The organism is Planosporangium thailandense (assembly GCF_011947195.1).
In the GTDB taxonomy this organism is placed as follows: domain Bacteria; phylum Actinomycetota; class Actinomycetes; order Mycobacteriales; family Micromonosporaceae; genus Planosporangium; species Planosporangium thailandense.
Window position 1 is genome coordinate 21,148 of the sequence record NZ_JAATVY010000008.1, and the last position, 14,653, is coordinate 35,800.

13 protein-coding genes are annotated in these 14,653 nt (G+C 71.8%); 4 read left to right on the forward strand and 9 right to left on the reverse strand.

Annotated elements, in window-relative coordinates:
• Positions 1-76: 76 nt before the first annotated feature.
• The gene (locus tag HC031_RS13675; RefSeq protein ID WP_167925669.1) at positions 77-1,249 is read left to right on the forward strand and encodes a methyl-accepting chemotaxis protein; all 1,173 of its coding nucleotides are present in this window, start codon (positions 77-79) and stop codon (positions 1,247-1,249) included.
• A gap of 23 nt (positions 1,250-1,272) precedes the next feature.
• On the opposite strand, the gene HC031_RS13680 is transcribed toward HC031_RS13675, so the two are convergent.
• The 6 genes from HC031_RS13680 to HC031_RS13705 form a co-directional block, all read right to left on the reverse strand.
• Entirely contained in the window at positions 1,273-1,827 is a 555-nt protein-coding gene (locus HC031_RS13680) for a GTP-binding protein (RefSeq protein ID WP_240942493.1), read from the reverse strand.
• A gap of 100 nt (positions 1,828-1,927) precedes the next feature.
• Positions 1,928-2,413, reverse strand: coding sequence for a DUF742 domain-containing protein (locus tag HC031_RS13685; RefSeq protein ID WP_167925671.1), 486 nt, complete (start codon positions 2,411-2,413; stop codon positions 1,928-1,930).
• A 5-nt stretch (positions 2,414-2,418) separates the two neighbouring features.
• Positions 2,419-2,850: a roadblock/LC7 domain-containing protein gene (locus tag HC031_RS13690; RefSeq protein ID WP_167925672.1), complete on the reverse strand. Its 432-nt coding sequence runs from the start codon at positions 2,848-2,850 to the stop codon at positions 2,419-2,421.
• A gap of 58 nt (positions 2,851-2,908) precedes the next feature.
• Positions 2,909-5,446 carry a sensor histidine kinase gene (locus tag HC031_RS13695; protein ID WP_167925673.1) on the reverse strand — a complete coding sequence of 846 codons (2,538 nt, stop codon included), beginning with the start codon at positions 5,444-5,446 and terminating at the stop codon, positions 2,909-2,911.
• A complete protein-coding gene (locus HC031_RS13700) occupies positions 5,436-6,785 on the reverse strand; it encodes a hypothetical protein (RefSeq protein ID WP_167925674.1) in 1,350 nt (449 codons plus the stop codon). Before HC031_RS13700 ends, HC031_RS13695 begins: the two co-directional genes overlap by 11 nt.
• A gap of 193 nt (positions 6,786-6,978) precedes the next feature.
• Positions 6,979-8,304 carry an ammonium transporter gene (locus tag HC031_RS13705; protein WP_205862711.1) on the reverse strand — a complete coding sequence of 442 codons (1,326 nt, stop codon included), beginning with the start codon at positions 8,302-8,304 and terminating at the stop codon, positions 6,979-6,981.
• A gap of 455 nt (positions 8,305-8,759) precedes the next feature.
• On the opposite strand from HC031_RS13705, the gene HC031_RS13710 reads away from it, so the two are divergent.
• From HC031_RS13710 to HC031_RS13720, 3 genes are read left to right on the forward strand one after another with little or no spacing between them, the layout of a single operon-like run.
• Complete coding sequence (locus HC031_RS13710) at positions 8,760-9,143, forward strand: BlaI/MecI/CopY family transcriptional regulator (protein ID WP_338090644.1); 384 nt, start codon at positions 8,760-8,762, stop codon at positions 9,141-9,143.
• A 15-nt stretch (positions 9,144-9,158) separates the two neighbouring features.
• Positions 9,159-10,079 (forward strand): alkaline phosphatase family protein, encoded by a 921-nt coding sequence (locus HC031_RS13715; protein ID WP_205862712.1) that lies wholly within the window; start codon positions 9,159-9,161, stop codon positions 10,077-10,079.
• Between the two features lie 13 nt (positions 10,080-10,092).
• A complete protein-coding gene (locus HC031_RS13720; RefSeq protein WP_338090645.1) occupies positions 10,093-10,863 on the forward strand; it encodes a polysaccharide deacetylase family protein in 771 nt (256 codons plus the stop codon).
• An 18-nt stretch (positions 10,864-10,881) separates the two neighbouring features.
• Here the strand turns inward: HC031_RS13720 and HC031_RS13725 are convergent, their stop codons facing one another.
• The 3 genes from HC031_RS13725 to HC031_RS13735 form a co-directional block, all read right to left on the reverse strand.
• The gene (locus HC031_RS13725; RefSeq protein ID WP_167925676.1) at positions 10,882-11,319 is read right to left on the reverse strand and encodes a hypothetical protein; all 438 of its coding nucleotides are present in this window, start codon (positions 11,317-11,319) and stop codon (positions 10,882-10,884) included.
• Between the two features lie 74 nt (positions 11,320-11,393).
• Positions 11,394-11,963, reverse strand: coding sequence for a hypothetical protein (locus HC031_RS13730; protein WP_167925677.1), 570 nt, complete (start codon positions 11,961-11,963; stop codon positions 11,394-11,396).
• A gap of 419 nt (positions 11,964-12,382) precedes the next feature.
• Positions 12,383-14,581: a molybdopterin-dependent oxidoreductase gene (locus HC031_RS13735; RefSeq protein WP_167925678.1), complete on the reverse strand. Its 2,199-nt coding sequence runs from the start codon at positions 14,579-14,581 to the stop codon at positions 12,383-12,385.
• Between the last annotated feature and the right edge of the window lie 72 nt (positions 14,582-14,653).

Consider the following 14,653-nt stretch of genomic DNA (forward strand, 5'->3'; position numbering starts at 1 on the left):
GTCCGGATGACAGCTCGCGCCCGGAAAACCTTTCATTCGGTGCAGCTTCTGCCGAAGGCCAGGCATGCCTTCTCGGATGAACATCTGGCGCAGGTTCCCCAGCGTCACGGCGCAGAACCTCACGCTCGCCGTCGTGCTCGGCGGCACCGTCGCCGCCGCGGTCGGGGTCGCGGCGGTCGTCGCGCTGCCCCATTCGGTGACCGCCAACCAACGTGGTGCCTTCATCCGTGACATCGCGCTGACCGGCCTGGTGAGCGTCGCCCTCATCACCCTCATCGTCTGGTCAGCCGCGAGCAACATGGCCCGGCCGATGCGCGACCTGCTCGCGTTCGTCCGTGCCGTGGCCGGCGGCGACCTGCGGGGCCGGGTCGACATCGCCGGACGCGACGAGCTGGCCCAGATCGCCGACGCGGTCAACCAGATGAACGCGACGCTGGCCGACCAGATCGCCGGGATGAACGCGCTCGCCGAAGCGCTGGGCCGGTCCTCGGGCGAGCTGGCTCAGCTCAGCTCCGACCTGGACGGCGACGCCCAGCGGGTGGTGGGCAGCAGCGCGGCCATGAACGCGACGTCCGGGCACGCGCACGAGGAGGTGCAGTCGGTGTCGGCCGCCGTCGAGGAGCTGAGCGCCAGCGTCAGCGAGATCGCGCTGAGCGCCTCCACCGCGGCCCAGGTGTCCTCCGACGGTGTCGACGTCGCCGCCCAGACCAACAGCACGGTGGCCCGCCTCGGCGAGAGCTCCGGCGCGATCGCCGAGGTGATCCGGGCGATCACCGCGATCGCGGAGCAGACCAACCTGCTCGCCCTCAACGCCACCATCGAGGCCGCGCGGGCGGGTGAGGCGGGCAAGGGCTTCGCCGTCGTCGCCGGCGAGGTCAAGGAGCTGGCCGCGCAGACCGCGACGGCGACCGAGGACATCGGCCGCCGCATCACCGCCATCCAGCAGGACAGTCAGGACGCGGTGGCCGCGATCGAACGGATCAGCGGCATCATCGTCAAGGTCAACGAGCTGCAGACCACCATCGCGACCGCCGTGGAGGAGCAGTCGGCCACCACCTCCGAGATCGGCCGAGGCGTGATCGACGTCGCCGGCGGCTTCGACAACCTCTCCACCGGCATCGCGCAGATCTCCGAATCGGCCGAGCGTGCGACGCACGGCGCCGCCCGTACCCGGGAGCTGGCGGCGGATCTCCGTGAGACGGCGGGCAAGCTCCACACCGCGGCTGCGGCGTTCCAACTGCCGGTCTGAACCGGTCGGGAGCGGCGCGGCGGTCAGCCGACGACGCTGCTGTACTCGGCCCGCGCCAGGCTCATGTGCAGCACCGAGAGCAGGGCGTCGCGCACCGACCGGCGCTGCCGCGCGTCGAAGCTGATCAGCGGCGTCTCGTCGGAGACGGCGAGGGCCCAGCGCACGTCCTCGAGGTGATGTTCGAGCCGGCCGTCGAACCGGTTGGCGGCCACCACGAACGGGATGTCGTGGTGTTCGAAGTAGTCGACCGCCGCGTAGCAGTCCTCCAGCCGACGGGTGTCGACGATGACCAGCGCGCCCAGCGCACCCTGGGTCAGGTCGTGCCACATGAAGCCGAAGCGGTCCTGGCCGGGCGTGCCGAACAGGTACAGCTTGATCTCCTCGTCGATGGTGATGCACCCGAAGTCGAGCGCCACCGTCGTGGTCGTCTTCTCGGGTACGTGACCGGTGCGGTCGATGTGCGCGGCCACCTCCGTCATCGCGGCTTCGGTGGTGAGCAGTGGAATCTCCGAGATGACCGACACCGTGGTCGTCTTGCCCACGCCGAAGCCACCGGCGACGACGATCTTCACCGGCAGCGGCGGCTGGCCGGAACGGTCGCCCGACTCCCCCGGGCCGCGCTCCGACCGAGGGTCGAGGAGCTGTGGGTACGGGGGCTGGAGCTTCGGGTTCCCCGCATCAACGGATGGCTTGGAGTCCACGGATGACCCTTTCAATGATCTTCTTGTTCTGGTGGAGCCCGGCGTCCGGCCGGCGCACGGCCAGGTAGCCCGCTTCGATCAGGTCGCTCGTGAGCACCCGGGCGACGCCGAGGTGCAGCCCCAGCCGGGCGGCGACCTCCGCGATGGCGATCGGCTGCGCACACAGCAGGACGATGTCGCGGTACTCGTAAGCCAGCCGGACGGCATCGGCCCGGCCGGCGGAGGTGGTCTTCACCTGAGCCTCGATCTCCAGGCTGGCGTCGACGGGGCGCACTCTGCCGCCCGTGAGCAGGTAGGGGCGCACCCCGGAGGGCTCGGGGTACGGCGGGGCGCCGTTCGACCCCGACGGCCGTTCGTCCGGGCGGTCGTCCACCCCGCCCGGCTCGTCGACATAGGGCCGGATCAGTCCCGGATCCGGCAGCGGCCGCCGCTCGTCGTCACCTGGTGTCGAACTCAGGACCATCGCTGTCAGGACCCGACGCTGATCTTCAGTTCCTCGACGAGCTGCGGCGTCAGGAAGTCGCCGGCACGGTTGGCGAACATCGCCATCTCGTAGGCCAGTACGCCGAGGTTGGCCTCCTTCATGGCGAGCACGCCCAACGAGGAACCGGTGCCGAGGGTGCACACCATGAGGTAGCCCCGCTCCAGGTCGATGATGACCTTGTTGGCCGCGCCCAGGTCGTAGACCCGGGAAGCGCCGAACGCGAGACTGTTGATCGCCGAGGTGATGGCGGCCAACCGGTCGGCGTCCGCCCGCTCGAGGGTGGCCGACATGGCGATGAGCAGGCCGTCGGAGGACACCGCGATCGCCTCGATCACCCCGGCGGTGCCGGCCGCGAACCGCCGCAGCAGCCAGTTGAAGCGCTGTACATCTGAATTGACGCTCTGCGTTGTCTGCATTACCGCCACTCCACTTCGTTGTCGCATAACGGGCGCCGTCCGCCACCGGCGTCGCGGGTCACTGGTTGGCGCCCACACCCCTCGAAGCCCCCGCGGCGCGAGCCACGCCTGCCACGAAGCTGTCCAGCTCCGCCCGCTCGGCATCGGGGTCGCGCGGCTGCGCGCCCGGCGCCGAACGGTCCGAGGTGCCGTCGCCGCGAAGGGACCGGTCGAGGTGGGTGCCGGGCACCCGTCGGGTCAGCGAGCCGCGCGCCGCGGGCGCCCGCTCGGACGCGGCTGCCGCGTCGGCCCGGGGCTGCTCCGTACCCGACAGGTCCATCCCGAAAGCGGGCAGGTGCCCACCCGGCTGGCGACGGGTGAGCCCGCTGCGGGTCGACGCAGGCGTGGTCGAGGACGCCGGCTCGGGGGTATGCCGGGCCGGCGCCGGCTCGGGGTGCGGCCCGGCCGGCGTCGCCGGCAGGGCGGTCGGGCCGGCCGGGGCGTCCTCGTCGATCACGGAGACGTCGACCACATCGGGGCCGACCGTGGTCGCGTCCGTGACCGAGGCCCCGGTGGCGGTCGTGTCCACCACCGTGGCGTCCACCACCGTGCCGCTGATCTCCTGCGGCTGGAACCAGGCGAAGGAGACGTCGTACTGCCCCGACGCCCAGTCCGTGAGCTGCGCCAACTCGCGGGTCCGGTCGCGGCCGGGCGCGTACGCGCGCGACGCCGGTGGGACGGCCCGGCGGGCGATGATCCGGGGCGCCGGCGCGGCGTTGATCGGCAGTACCCGGTCGGTGGTGAACAGCGTCGTCGGCACCTGCACCTCCGCGCTCACCCCGTTTCCCGGGCTGTGGCGAAGCCGCACCCGCAGGCCGTGCCGCCGGGCTATCCGGCCCACCACGAACAGTCCCAGGACGCTGGTCGGCGCGATGTCGAGCCGTTCGCGCTCGACCAGCCGGCGGTTCTCCTCCGCCAGTCGCTCGTCGGACATGCCGATGCCGTGGTCGACGACCACGATCTCGCAGCAGGACCCGAGCCGGGCGTACACCTCGACGGGGCTGCCCGGCGGCGAGAAGGCGGTGGCGTTCTCCAGCAGTTCGGCCAGCAGCAGCCGGAGGTCGGGTACCAGCTGAGGCATGATCGTGACCTCGCAGAGGGCGGCGATCCGCACCGCCTGGTACCCCTCGATCTCGGCGATGGCCGAGCGCACCACCTCGTGCAGCGACGCCGCCGCGGAGATCGGCTCGTCCTCGCGGATGCCGGACACCACCAGCAGGCTGTCGGCGCTGCGGCGCAGCCTGGTCGTCAGGTGGTCGAGCCGGTACAGCTTGACCAGCATCCGCTCGTCCTGCTCGTTGCGCTCGAACTCGTCGATGAACGCGAGCTGCCGGGCGACCAGGCTGCGGGTGCGCCGGCCGACGGTGGCGAACATGACCGCCACGTTGCGGCGGCTCGCGACCTGCCGCTCCATCAGCAGCGCCGCCGTGGTCTGCACCCGGTTGAACGCGGCCGCGAGCTCGCCTATCTCGTCACTGCCGCCCACCTCGACGGTCGCGAGGTTCGGTGGGCGCCGGTGGTACGCGTCGGTGTCGGCGACGCGTACCAGCTCGTCGCTGGCCAGGTCGGCGACCCGCCGGGCCGCGGACGTGAGCTGCCGCAGCGGTACCGCGACCGAGCGGCTGACCCGGAAGCTCATCCAGATCACGAACACCAGCAGCGCGACCGCGAGGCCGATGAGCGTGACCGCGGCGGTGCCGGCCGCGGCGGCCCGGTCCTGTGCCCGTACGACCGTCGCGTGCACCACCCGCTCCTGCAGCGCGCCCCCCTGGGTGGCGGCGGAGCGGACGTTCGCGACGATCTCCGGTAGCGGCGCCGGCAGCCCGTTGCCGGCGCTGACCTGGCTCGAAAGCTCGTCCAACCGGCGCGCGTTGTCGCCGCGCTCGACCGCGTCGAGCATCGACACCGCCGGGCCCTCGGCCTGCTGGCGGAACCGGTCGATGTCGATCCGGTGCAGCGATCTGGCCTCGATGGCGAGGTCGGCGCCGGCCCGCTTGTCGGTGGCCGCGATGAGCAGCGCTCCGCCGATCCGGTAGGCCTCCTCGTTCGCGCGCAGCAGGGCGTCCAGGGCGCTCAGTTGCCGCAGTCCGGTGATGTCGACGCGTGGTTGCCGGGTCAGCTCCAACGCGTCGATCAGGGCGATGATCCGGGCGTGGTAGGCGCCCTGTACCTCGGCCGGCGCCGCCGTACCGTCGAGGACCTGGCGCCGGACCGCATCCAGCGACCCGAGCTGGCCGACCGCCCGGCGGACGGCCGGGGTGCCGTGCTCGGCCGCCTCTTCCGCCCGGTCGGCGCTGGTCGCACCGAGCGCCGCATAGCCGCTGCGGTCCACCTCGGGGCTGGCCAGCGACGCGAGCGCGAGCAGCCGCTCGGATTGCAGCCCCTCGACCAGTTCGGCGACGTCACGGGCGTCGTGCGCGGCGTCGACGGCCACCGCGGCGGCGATCGTCGAGTCGAGGCGGGCGACCGCGAACGGCACTCCGGTGAGCACGAGCGCGGCGAGCGGCAGCGTCAGCAGCACGCTCAGCTTCTGCTGGACGCTCAATCTAGCTAACATCGCCCGCCCCTTCCCGCCGCTGGGGCCGTACCGCCCGGCCCACGTGCAGCAGTTCCTCGGCCGGCTCCCGGTCGCCGGGAGCGGCGTCGCGGGGATCGACGTCGTCCGGCTCGCCGTCACCCGGGTCGAACGGGCTCAGATCGACGGGCGAGGAGCCGACGGGTGAGGAGCCGACGAGCGGGGAGCCGACGAGCGAGGACGGGCCGGCCGGGGCGGACCCTGGCGGTGCGGCCCCCGCGCGGACCCGCTCGGCCTGTCCGGAAGCCCGGTCACGGGGATCGGCCGCCTCCTCGCGATCGTCCACGCCGGCCGCCGTGCGCGCCGGCCGCGGCGAGGCGGGCAGCAGCATCGACAGCAGGATGCCGAGGAGCAGCACGGCCGCACCGGCGGCGATCATCGTCCAGGTCTGCCGGACCGACAGCCGGTCGGAGCGTTCGCGCAGCAGGGAGTCGAGCTCGCCGAGGATCGCGCCAGCGAGCGGGCGGACCTGCAGGCGTACCCGGTCGGCGCCGCTCGCGATGGCCGCCACATCGGTGCGGTTGAACGTCTGCAGCCAGATCGTCGGGGGAACGAACGCGTCCACCGCCGACGTGAACGCGTCGAGCTGGCCGGCCAGGTTGGGGCCGAGCACCGGGTTGCCCATCCCGTCCTCGGCCTTGCTGTCCAGCGCCTTGTGCAGGCTGAGGCTCATCTGCTCGCTGGCCGCGGCCACCTGGTAGCGGGCCACCGAGATCCGGGTCTGCGCGGCGTCCGACACGTTGCGCCCGGCGAGCATCGCCAGGTCCGCGGCCCGCCCCGCCGAGACCAGCACGTCGGTCACCCGCAGCAGGGCGGCATCGGCCAGGTAGTACGCGTCCAGCTGCGGGTCGGGTAGGAGCTTCGACGCGTCGCCGATCTTGCGCGCCAGGTCGACGGCGAGGGCGACCACCGCCGAGTACGCCGTGTACGCCGGCTCGCCCACCAGGTGCTGGCCCATGACGGTGGCGATCCGGCCGCGCAGTTCGGACCAGCGCCGGTGGGTGCCGAGCGGATCGCCGTGGGTGTCGTCGACGGCGTCGACCGCAGTGATCGCGGCGTCCATCTGGTTGGCGTCGGGCTGGGCGCCGCGGACGGCGGCGGACTGCGCGTCGGTCAGCTCAGCGACGAACTGCACGAGGGGCTGGATGTACGCCACGCCGTGCCGCTCGGCCTGGACGGCCGCCTGGGCCTGGCCGGTCGCGCTCCACGACTGCGCGGTCACGAGGACGAAGAGCGCGCCGGCCGCGAGCAGGACGGTGAGTCGCACCAGCACGTGCGAGCCCCAGGGCCTCGTCATGGCGGCTTGAACCCGGTTGGGCATGGTGGTTTCCCCTTCCTGACCGGCTGGCACTTCCTGCTGTTGCTTCTTGTCGTCACGGTCACCACGCCGCGGCGGGCGGATCGCCGGTCCCTGTCTCCCGGCCGACCCGGCTCATCAGGCGCCAGCGGTCGAGGCGGACGCGGCGGTCGAGTCGGACGCAGCGGGTCGAGGCGGACGCGGCGGTCCAGCCGCCTCAGCGGCGCCGGCTGCGCGGCGACCCGACGCTGGACACCGGAACGGGCGCGCACGCACGGGTACGCGGAGGCACGATCTCGTAGGCGGCTTCGCCGTGCTGGGACAGGTCGAGCCCGACAGCTTCCTCGCGCGGGTGTACGCGGTTTCCGAGCAGCCGGTTGGTGAGGCTGCCCAACAGGCCCGTCGCGACGAGCGAGTACGCCACGACCACGAACACGGCGACCAGCTGGACGCCGAGCAGCCGGTACCCGCCGCCGTAGAACAGGCCGTCGGCGCCGTCGGGGTTGACCGACCTGGTGGCGAACAGACCCACGGCGAGCGACCCGACCACGCCGCCGCCGAGGTGGACGGTGACCACGTCGAGCGAGTCGTCGAGGTCGAACCACGACTTCAGGCCGACCGCGAGCTGGCAGACCGCACCGGCGAGCAGGCCGATGGCGATCGCGCCGAGCGGCGTCACGTACCCGGCCGCGGGCGTCACCGCGACCAGCCCGGTGATGACGCCCGACGCCGCCCCGATGGTCGTGCCCTTGCCGAAGCGCACCCGCTCGACGCCCACCCACACCAGGAGCGCGGCGCAGGCACCGAGCTGGGTGTTGACGACGGCGGTGGCGGCGACTCCGTTCGCGGCGAGCGCGGCGCCGCCGTTCAGCCCGAACCAACCGAACCACAGCAGGGCGGTACCGATCATGACGAGCGGCACGTTGTGCGGGCGGTGCTGCTCCTGCGGCCAGCCACGGCGTCGGCCGAGCGCCCAGGCCATCGCGAGCGCCGCGGCGCCGGCGTTGGCGTGTACGACGGCGCCGCCCGCGAAGTCGAGCACGCCGAGCCGGTGCAGCCAGCCCTCCGGCGAGAAGATCCAGTGCGTCACCGGCGCGTACACCACGAGCGTCCACAGCGCGACGAAGACGACGTACGCCTCGAACCGCCAGCGCTCGGCCGTGGCTCCGGTCAGCACGACGGGGGTGAGGGCGGCGATCATCATCTGGAACGCGGCGAAGGCCAGCACCGGCACCTGAAGGTGGGCCAGGCCGGGCAGTCGCCCGCCGGGCAGGTACGCGTCGGCTCCGGTCAGCCCGGCGAGCCCGAAACCACCCACCAGCCGGCCGGGGCCGAACGCGAGGGAGAAGCCGACCGCAGCCCAGAGGATGCTGACGACGGCGATCGCCGCGAAGCCCTGCATGATCGTTGCGAGGACGTTCTTCTGGCGGACCATGCCGCCGTAGAAGAAAGCCACGCCGGGCGCCATCACCAGTACAAGGGCCGTGCTGCCCAGCAACCAGGCGGTCGCGCCAACATCCCACGAACCTTGGCCAGGGTTCACCGATTCGTCCTTCCCGCAACAATGCGAGCTGGTGGACGGGTTCGCCGTGGCCCGACCTTCTTCGCCGGTGACGGAAGCCGGCGAGGAGTCTTTAGCTCAATGAGTCTGCAAGCTCAATACCACAGGTCTATGTGACCCCGGCCACTATAGGCACTCGTCGCGGGGAGGCGCGACCGTACGCGCGTGAAAAGCTCCACCTGGGACACCTGGCGGATATTTCCCGGCCCGGCAACCACGACCGAGCGGGACAGCGCCGGACATTTCACCGCGGCCGTCGCCTACGGCGCCGTGGAGACGGTCGCGGTCCTCGTGACCGTGGAGCCCGTCGCCCGGGGCCGACCGCGCCACCCCCGAGCGATACCTTTATTCCTACAAACTGTAGGAGCAGCGGGTCGAGCGTACGATCGACTTCGATGGATCACGGCTCACACGGGGGCCATGACGAGGGAGGTTCGGTGATCAAGCGACCGGCACACGGTCGGCGGGCGGCCGGCGCGCTGGAGGGCGAGGTGCTCGGGGCGCTCTGGGCCGCCGACACGCCACTCACCCCGGCCCAGCTACAGACCACCCTGGGCACCGGGTTGGCCTACAACACCATCCACACGATCCTGAGCCGGCTGCAGGACAAAGGCATGGTCGTCCGGATCCGCGAGGGCGGCCGCAGCGCGTACCGGCCGGCCAAGGACGCCGCGCAGGACGCCGCCGACCGCATGCGCACCGTCCTGGAGGGCGGCCGGGACCGCGCCGAGATCCTGCAGCGCTTCGTCACCTCGCTCAGCCCCGACGACGAACAGGCCCTTCGCGCGGCGCTCGGCGAGGACGGGCCCGAGGTTCGGTAAGCCCAGGGGTACGGCGTGAAATGGACCCTGCTGCGCACCGCCGTCGTGGCGGTCGTGGCGACCCTAGCCATCCTGGTGTCCTGCGGGCGGGTCCCGCTGCACCGGTCAGCACCGGCCGGCTCGCCGGGCTCGACGGCCACCGACCCCGCCGGACCGCCGGCGGCAGGCAGAAGCCCGGCTACCCTCCCCCGGCCCGACCACGTCGTGGTCGCCGTCTTCGAAAACAAGACGTACGGCACCGTGGCGGGCGACCGCCGCGCCCCGTACCTCAACGCGGTGATGAAACGGGCCGCTCTCTTCACCAACGCCCACGGCGTCACCCATCCGAGCCAACCCAACTACCTCGCCCTGTTCTCGGGCTCCACGCACGGCGTCACCGACGACCACTGCCCCGTCCGGCTCAACGGCGCGCCCAATCTCGCCCGCCAGTTGCTCGACGCGGGCCTGACCTTCACCGGCTACTCCGAAGACCTTCCCCGAGCCGGATTCTCCGGTTGTTCGCACGCCGGCTACGCGGCCAAGCACAACCCCTGGGCGGACTTCGACAACGTGCCCGCGAGCGCCAACCAGCCGTACACCGCCTTCCCCACCGACTTCCACACGCTGCCGACGGTGTCGTTCGTGATCCCCAACCTGTGCCACGACATGCACGACTGCGGCGTCGCCACCGGTGACGCGTGGGCCCGGTCCCACCTCGACACCTACCTGCGCTGGGCGGAGCAGCACAACAGCCTGCTCATCGTGACGTTCGACGAGAACGACGGCAGCCCGCACAACCAGATCGTCACGTTCATCGCGGGCGCGGGCGTACAGCCGGGCAGCTACACCGAGCCGGTCGACCACTACCGCGTACTGCGTACCCTCCAGTCCCTGTACGGGCTCGCGCCGCTGGGCGACTCCGCGCGCACCAGTCCCGTCACCGACGTATGGCGGTAAGTAGAGTGCTGGCGTGAAGCGCTCCGGCTCGCCCGCCTCCCGCACCGCGCCCCCCGGTACCGCCCGCGTCACCCGGTTCGGCCTGCTCGCGGCCGGTGCCGTGCTCGCGGCCTCCGCCGCCAACGCGGCGCCCGCCATCTCGTCGATCGCGCCGCTGCGCCGTCGGCTGATGCCCGGCCTGTCCGGAGCGGGGCAGTCCGACCACGTGGCGCTGACATTCGACGACGGGCCCGATCCCCGGTCCACGCCGGCGTTCCTCGACCTGCTGCGCGACAAGGGCATCCGGGCGACGTTCTTCCTTCTCGGCGACATGCTCAGCCGCGCCCCGCAGCTCGGCGCCGAACTGGTCGCGGCCGGTCACGAGGTGGCGGTCCACGGCTGGCACCACCGCTGCCTGCTCGTACGCGGGCCGCGCGCCACCTACGACGACATCGCCCGCGCCCGCGACCTGATCGCCACCGTCACCGGCCGGCAACCCCGGTGGTACCGGCCGCCCTACGGCGTCCTGACCGCCGCCGGACTGCGCGCCGCGCGGCGGCTCGACCTCACCCCGATGCTGTGGACCGCCTGGGGGCGCGACTGGGAGTCGCGCGCCACGCCCGCGTCCGTGCTGTCGACCGTCACCGGCAGGCTGCACGGCGGCGGGACGGTTCTGCTGCACGACTCCGACTGCACCTCGGCGCCGGACTCCTGGCGGCGCACGCTCGGGGCGCTGCCGGAGCTGATCGACGGCATCCGCGCCAGGCAGTTGCGCATCGGCCCACTCGCCGAGCACGGCATCTAGTCAGTTCCGGGCAGGGCGCTACTGGGAGTTCAACGCGCCCAGCAGCGTGCCCACGCACGAACACAGGCCGAGCACCAGCACGACGGACAGCAGCGCGATCAGAACCGGCACGCCGTTGTACTTCTGCGGCGGCGCTCCCAGCGAGCCACGTGAGAACGCGACGACCGGCGAACGGTACTCCAGTTCGACCGTCTGCCCCGGCGCGACGCTGACGGTGAGGTCGGCCGGCCCCACGCGCGGCGGCAGCAGGTACGGCGTGTAGACGTCGACACGGTGGTCGCCGGGCGGGACCGGAACGACGATCCGCCCCCATTCCGCCGCCACCGGGTAACCGTCGATGGCGATCTTCGGCTTCACGAAGAAATAGAAGAACGCCAGGGGTAGGAACTTGGTGGTGAGCGCGATCGCCGACCCGGGGTGCGCGGTGCCGGCGTATTCCGGCTGCGGAATGCTCATGGCATCTCCTCTCACAATGACGGTCCCCGCTGTATCCACATCAGACACAGCGGGGACCGGCGTGATTTTTTGCGTCAGTCGAGCATGCCCTGGTTGCGCAGGCGGCGCAGCCACCCCGTCGCGGTGTGACGAGGTACGCCGTAGTGCCGCGCGAGCGCCGTCGTGCCGCCGACTTCCCGGTACGCCGCAAGTACCTCGGCCGGCTCGGGCATCCGCCGGTACGCGCGGCGGCCGGTCGCCGACTGCGCCGGCACGGCCGCCCGTTCCGCCTTGGACTGGCGGGACCGCGACAGTGCCTTCTTCGCCGGCGCGGTGCGTGCCGGCTTCTTCGCCTGGGACGGCCGGCCGGCCCGGGGTGACGGAACGATCGGCTGCGGCGCGCTCGAAGCCTGCGGCGCGGAACCGTCCGCTTCGGACGCCGGAAGGTCGGCGGAAACCGGTGCCGACGCCTCCGTCTGCGCGGGAGCATCCGAGTGCTCGGACGGGGTCGGCGTCGCCTCGATCGCGGTGGTCGTCGGCGGTGCGAGCGCGGCGATGAGCTGATCGAGATTGATCGCCGGCAGTTGCTGCGGGAAGATCGCACCGCCCTCGGGCGCCCGTACGGTCAATTCGGTGACACGAGCATTGCCGGATGTCGTATCCACCTTGATGGTGGTAAGCGCTCCGGCCTCATCGTCATTGGGCGTAATGGTGATGGTGTAGCCAGCCACGGTGGGGTCCTCCATGGAGGTGAACGATCAGCCGCCATCCGTAGGGGAGGATTATGGATGGCGACGACAACGGAACACGAGCACCTCGTGATCAATGGAAGTCTGCCATGGACGGACAGGATTTCCTAAGGGTCATCTCCCTGATTTCGACATCTCGTGACCCGTGGATCGTCACTGCTGATTCTCAGTAAACGATCTGTCACTCTTGGTGTAATAGAGCGATCACAAATCGAAAATCTTGCCGACCTGATCAGGTTCCATTCCCACCATCCCCATGCCCGCCGAGCTTCCCGTCTCGTCGAGAATGCGCGAAACGCAGCACCACGCCGAACACCGGTTACGAGGCGGCGGGGTCAGACCGGCTCCGCCACCTCGATCGTCACCGGGGTCCCGTTGAGCACCGCCGTACCCGACAGCGGGTCCAGTCGCAGGTCGTCGTGCAGCCGGTTGACGTTGGCGCCGGCGGTACGCGAGGCGACGGACAGCTCGACTCCGGGAAGGTCGTGCCCCCAGCCGTGCGGGATGCTCACCACGCCGGGGGCGATGTCGTCGCTCACCTCGACGGTCAGCTCGACCCGGCCGACCCGCGAGGTCACCCGCGCCGTCCCGCCGTCGACGAGGCCGAGGCGCTCCGCGTCAGTCCGGCTGACCACGACAGTGCACAGTTCGCGGCCCTTCACCAGCGCCGGCACGTTGTGCATCCACGAGTTGTTGGAGCGAAGATGCCGGCGTCCAACCACGACGAACTCGTCCGCTGCCGGTACGGGCGCGTCGGCGAGCGCGCCAACCGCGTCGGCGATCGGCTGCGGGCACAGCTCGATGCGACCGGACGGCGTGCGCAGGATCTCCGGGAGGCGCGGGGTCAGCGGGCCGAGGTCGACGCCGTGCGGGTTGGCGCGCAGCTTCGCAAGCGACAGCCCGTCGGGTACCCGTCCGAAGCCGTCGCCGTAAGCGCCCGTGCGCAGCCGCAGATCGAGGGCCCGCTCGGCGGCGGTGTCGCCGGTCAACAGGGCGGGGTCGGCGCCGATCTGCTCGCAGGCCTTGCGCAGCTCGCCGTCCTGCCACGCCTCGACGTCGGCGCGCCAGCCGAGTCCGGCGAAGACGGCGGCCAGCCGCAGCAGGATCTCGCACTCGTCGCGCAGGTCGGCCGGAAGCGGCAGCGGCGGCGGCGAGAAGTTGGCGACGTTGCGCACGGCGAAGCCGTAGAACGCCAGGTCGTAGTGGGCGCTGCGGCTCGGCGGCGGTGGCGGCAGGATCACGTCCGCGTGCCGCGAGGTCTCGTTGACGTACGGGTCGACGCTCACCATGAAGTCGAGCGTCGCAAGCGCGCGGGCGAGCCGGTCGGCGTTGGGGACCGACGACGCCGGGTTACCGGCTACCGTGACCAGGGCCCGTACCTGTCCCTCGCCCGGGGTGGCGATCTCGTCGACCAGCGTGACCGCCGGCAGCTCGCCGAGGACCTCGGGCAGGCCGCGTACCCGGCTGCGCCAGCGGCCGGTCGTGAACCCCGGCCCGCTCCCCTTCCCCCGCCGGGTGTGTGCCGGCAGCGGGAACATCGCCCCGCCCGCACGGTCGAGGTTGCCGGTGAGGATGTTCAGCACGTCGATCAGCCAGCTCGTGACCGTGCCGTACGCGACGGTGGTGGTGCCGATCCGGCCGTACACGGCGGCGCGGCCGGCGGTGGCCAGTGCCCGGGCCAGTTCGCGGATGGTGGCCGCGTCCACGCCGCAGCGCACGGCCATCGCCTCCGGGGTGAACGGCGTGACCAGCGCACGCACCTCGTCGAGGCCGGTGAGATGTTCCGCCAGCCGGCCGGGTTTCGCGAGATCCGCCGCGAAGAGCTCGTGCACCATGCCCAGCAGCAGGAACACGTCGGTGCCGGGCCGGATCGGCACGTACCGGTCGGCGGCCCGGGCGGTGCGGCTGCGCCGTGGGTCGACCACGACGAACCGGCCACCGCGCGCCTGGAGCGCCTTGAGCCGCCCGGGGGCGTCGGGCACCGTCCACAGGCTGCCGTTCGACGAGTACGGGTCGGCCCCGAGGATCAGCAGGAATTCGGTACGGTCGATGTCGGGTACCGGAATCGCGAACGGGCCGCCGAACAGGTAGCCGCACGAGACGTGCTTGGGCATCTGGTCGAGCGTCGAGGCGGTGTAGACGTTACGCGAACCGAGCACCTTGCGCAGCAGCCCGGCGTACAGGTTGCCGGCGAGGGTGTGCACGTTGGGGTTGCCGAGGTAGAGCGCGACGGCGTCCCGGCCGTGCGCGTCGATGACGCCGGTCAGCCCGGCTTCGACGGCGTCGAACGCCTCGTCCCAGGTCGCCGGCACCAGCTTCCCGTCGCGCCGGATCCGGGGCGTACGCAGCCGGTCGCGGTCGGCGTCGAGTTCGCCGAGCGAGGCGCCCTTGGGGCAGATGAAGCCGTGGCTGAGCACGTCGTCGGCGTCCCCACGGACCCGCATGATCCGGTCTCCGGAGACGCTCAGCTCCAGGCCGCAGGTGGCCTCGCACAACGGACACGTCGTGTAGGCGGTGCGCGTCTGGTCAGCCATGTGCCAGTCCTCACTCGATCCGTGTGGTCCGTGGTTACCGGCCAGTTAACTAGATGCCCGGCCGCCTGACGA

Bases quoted from the DNA above. Each gene is read 5' to 3' on its own strand.
- HC031_RS13675 (WP_167925669.1), top strand. From the start codon at position 77: ATGAACATCTGGCGCAGGTTCCCCAGCGTCACGGCGCAGAACCTCACG.
- HC031_RS13685 (WP_167925671.1), bottom strand. From the start codon at position 2,413: ATGGTCCTGAGTTCGACACCAGGTGACGACGAGCGGCGGCCGCTGCCG.
- HC031_RS13690 (WP_167925672.1), bottom strand. From the start codon at position 2,850: ATGCAGACAACGCAGAGCGTCAATTCAGATGTACAGCGCTTCAACTGG.
- HC031_RS13695 (WP_167925673.1), bottom strand. From the start codon at position 5,446: ATGTTAGCTAGATTGAGCGTCCAGCAGAAGCTGAGCGTGCTGCTGACG.
- HC031_RS13700 (WP_167925674.1), bottom strand. From the start codon at position 6,785: ATGCCCAACCGGGTTCAAGCCGCCATGACGAGGCCCTGGGGCTCGCAC.
- HC031_RS13725 (WP_167925676.1), bottom strand. From the start codon at position 11,319: ATGAGCATTCCGCAGCCGGAATACGCCGGCACCGCGCACCCCGGGTCG.
- HC031_RS13735 (WP_167925678.1), bottom strand. From the start codon at position 14,581: ATGGCTGACCAGACGCGCACCGCCTACACGACGTGTCCGTTGTGCGAG.